Origin of the sequence: Flavobacterium sp. (assembly GCF_013822155.1) — a bacterium.
Taxonomy (GTDB): Bacteria; Bacteroidota; Bacteroidia; order Flavobacteriales; family Flavobacteriaceae; genus Flavobacterium.
In genome coordinates, this window is the sequence record NZ_PNJW01000197.1 from 1 (window position 1) to 1170 (window position 1170).

1 protein-coding gene is annotated in these 1170 nt (G+C 32.6%); it reads right to left on the reverse strand.

Translation table 11 applies throughout. The annotated features are described in order from the left end of the window. The coding region (locus tag C0512_RS15900; protein WP_290863341.1) for a DUF5686 family protein at positions 1-1170 on the reverse strand (1170 nt) is incomplete at both ends.

Below are 1170 nucleotides of genomic sequence, written 5' to 3' on the forward strand. Positions count from 1 at the left end.
TTTTGTCTTCGTTTCTTTTAAAGTAAGACAAACCAATACTGGTATTATAGCCTTGAACGGTGTTGAAAGAAGTGTTTAATAATGGTCCGTTGTAATTTATCGACCATTTTTTATAAGAATTAGAATAGCTGTAACCATTTAAAACATCCATCAAGCGGAATTTATTTTTTTTGGCATCAATTGAATCTAAATATACTTTTGACTTTTTCTTTTCTTGAAGCGCATCTTTCTTAATATAATCGGTGGTTTCTTCAGAAGTTAAAGGCACGGGACGAATGGTGTTCCAAAAAACATCGTCTTTTTTATTGGCATTTTCTTCAAATCGGATAACTTCTGCTGTAAATGTTTTCTTTTCAAATTTTTCTGGAAAGGCGAAATTTGAAAACACATAAGTAAATCTTCCGGAGATGTTCACGCCTAACATTCCGGCATCAAAATCTAAAGTTTGTGTATTTTTTGCCCAGATTCTTGAAGTGCTGTTGTAGCTGAAATTTTGTTTTAAAGTCAAAGTATTTAATGCAGGATTTTGAATTTGCTTACCGGTAAAACTGACATCAACTGCATAGATTGCATAAGTATCATCGACTATATAAATGTAGCCCGACATTACGGGTTCAGTTTCTCTGCGTGGAATGATTTTGATTTTGTTAATCTGTTGGCGATTTTCTGTAAAAAACGAACCTTCAAATTGGTATTTGTAATAATTGAACGCGTTATCTGCTATAGGGGAAACTACATTAGTATCAAATTCTAAATAATTTTCATAAAAATCAAAATTGGCAGACGAAGCATCGTTAAAACTAAAGCCGTTGTCATTACCGCTGACTTTGGAAGCCAAGATTTCTTCCTTCATTTTATCCGGTTTTTGAAAAGTAACTTTGGAAACGGTTTCGGATAAATATAAAATACCGCTTCGTGTAGAGTCAATTACCTCGTCAAAGAAATCGAGTTTTTGCCCTAAGATTGTTTTGGGTAAATTTTTAACTCTAAAAATACCTCTCGAATAAAAATCGGCAGTATATCTTGCTGTTTTAGCAGAGTTTTCTTTTTTGTTTTTGATGGCATTCCTAATGATTTCATTTGCCGGATTGTCTTTTGGATTGATGACTACTTCATTTAAAATGAAATTTTCTTCAACCATTACAATCTCTAAAACGACAGGTGTTTTAT